This is a genomic window from Cupriavidus sp. SK-3 (assembly GCF_000611145.1).
GTDB lineage: Bacteria > Pseudomonadota > Gammaproteobacteria > Burkholderiales > Burkholderiaceae > Cupriavidus.
This window is the reverse complement of the sequence record NZ_JFJV02000172.1, coordinates 1-2,203: the sequence shown is the minus strand read 5'-3', so window position 1 is coordinate 2,203 and position 2,203 is coordinate 1. Positions and strand designations below refer to the sequence as shown.

Genomic DNA, 2,203 nt, shown 5'->3' with positions numbered 1-2,203 from the left:
GTACACCCTCACGGCTCGCTTCGCATCGCGTGATCTGCGCGGTCTGCGGGGGGGCGCCGGGTTCTGGATTTACTTCTTGATATCGGCTTCGGCCAGTACCTTCAGGTCGTCGCCGGCAAGCAGTTCCTGCAGGGCCTGCAGTGCTGCCACGCCAGCGGCGGTGTCCTGCTCGCCGTTGCCGCCGCTCAGGCCGATGCCGCCGATCACTTCGCCGTTGACCACGATCGGGAAGCCGCCCACGAATACCGCGAACTTGCCCTCGAAGCTCCACTGGATGCCGAAGGCTTCATTGCCCGGCAGCGCGGGGCCGTTCGGCGCCTGGTTGAACAGGTGGGTCGAGCGCTTGTGGCCGGCGGCCGTGAAGGCTTTGTTCCAGGCGATCTGCGGGCCGGTGATGCGTGCGCCGTCCATGCGCTCCAGCACCAGCGGGTAGCCGCCGTCGTCGACCACGCAGATCGATTCCAGCACGCCGATTTCCTCGGACTTGCGGATGGCTGCCGCCACCATGTGACGGGCTTCCTTCAGTTCCAGCTTGATGGCTTTTCTCATGTCCTGCTCCTGCTTGATGCGTGAATGCTGCGTGAATGCCGGTTGGTTTGCGGGCGCGCTGGTTCAGCAGCCGCGGTAGACGGTCTTGATTTGCGTGTAGAACTCCAGCCCTGCCCGGCCCGACTCGCGGAAGGTGGAGGTGCTGGATTGCTTGAGCCCGCCGAACGGCGCGTTGATCAGGTTGCCGGTAGTGGTGCGGTTGATCTTGACGGTGCCCGACTGGATGTCGTGCGCGAAGTCATGCGCATAACGCGGGTTGCTGGTCACGATGGCGGCCGACAAACCGTATTCGGTGTCGTTTGCCTTGGCAATGGCATCGGCGTAGCTGCTGGCTTCGATGATGGCGATCACCGGCCCGAAGATTTCCTCGCGGGCAATGCGCATCTGCTGCGTGACGTCGGTGAAGATCGCCGGCGAGACATAGAAGCCCTTGTCGTATTGCTCGCCACCCAGACGGTCGCCGCCGCACAGGTGCGTGGCTTCGGCCTTGCCGGCCTCGACAAAGCCGAGCACGGTTTCCAGTTGCTTGCGCGTGGCGAGCGGGCCGACGTCCATGCCCGGCGTCATGCCGCTGCCGATCTTCAGCGTCCTGACCTTGGCCAGCAGCTTCTCGGTAAAGGCTGCCTTGACCGATGCCATGACCAGCACGCGGCTGGTGCCGGTGCAGGCTTGTCCGCTCAGCGACAGGCCGCCCTTGATGGTGAGATCCACGGCGCGGTCCAGGTCGGCGTCTTCCATCACGATCAGCGGATTCTTGCCGCCGAGCTCCATCTGCGTGCGCGTGCTCAGCGACACCGAGCGATGGATGTGCTGGCCGGCGGCGGTGGAGCCTGTAAAGGAAATCGCCCGCACCGCCGGTGCTTCGGTGATCGCCGCGCCCACGTCGCCGGCACGGCCAGTGATGAAGTTGAGCACGCCCTTGGGAATGCCGGCTTCGACAAAAGCCTGCGCCAGCCGGTAGCCGCTCAGCGGCGCATCCGACGAGGGCTTGAACACCACCGTGTTGCCGGCGATCAGCGCCGGGGCAATCTTGCGCGCCGGAATCGAGACCGGGAAATTCCACGGCGAGATCACGGTCACCACGCCCAGCGGCTCACGCTGGCTGTAGACGATCATGTCGGGATCGTCCTGGGGATAGGTCTCACCCGAGAACGACTGCCCCTCCACCGCGTAGAAGCGGATGGTCTGCGCCGAGCGCAGGACTTCGTCCTTGCTCAGGTTGAGCGCCTTGCCCTCTTCGCGGGTGAGTTCCTCGGCAATCTGGTCGGCGTGCGCTTCGAGGTAATCGGCGGCGCTATTGAGGATCCTGGCGCGCCTGGTGATCGGCGTTTTCTTCCAAGCGTCGAACGCGGCCNGCGTCGACCGCGGCCGCGGCGGCGGCCACGGCGGCCTGCGCGTCTTGCGCCGTCGAGGCCTGGAAGCGGCCCACGGTGTCGCCGGTATCGGCCGGGTTGACGTTGTCGAAGGTGCGGCCGCTGGCGCTCTTCGACCACTCGCCGTTGATGTAATTGGTGAACTCGTCTGTCTTTGCCACTGCCATGATGTCCAAGCCTTTATCCGGTCGGGCCCCGGGCGGGGCCGTCCATTGCCAATGCGATGCTGCTTTTCCGTCCAGGGGCGGGATCAGGCGGCCATGCCGAGTTCAGGCAGGGAG

At 65.3% G+C, this 2,203-nt stretch carries 2 protein-coding genes and 1 pseudogene; all 3 read right to left on the bottom strand.

Annotation, left to right across the window (positions count from 1 at the left end):
* Positions 1-69: 69 nt before the first annotated feature.
* Complete coding sequence (locus CF70_RS17170) at positions 70-549, bottom strand: GlcG/HbpS family heme-binding protein (protein ID WP_035867076.1); 480 nt, start codon at positions 547-549, stop codon at positions 70-72.
* Positions 550-612: 63 nt separating this feature from the next.
* Positions 613-1,903: pseudogene (locus CF70_RS17165) on the bottom strand (aldehyde dehydrogenase family protein); the annotation flags it as partial.
* A gap of 1 nt (position 1,904) precedes the next feature.
* The coding region (locus tag CF70_RS37945) for an aldehyde dehydrogenase family protein (RefSeq protein WP_235185092.1) at positions 1,905-2,089 on the bottom strand (185 nt) is incomplete at its 3' end.
* Positions 2,090-2,203 lie beyond the last annotated feature (114 nt).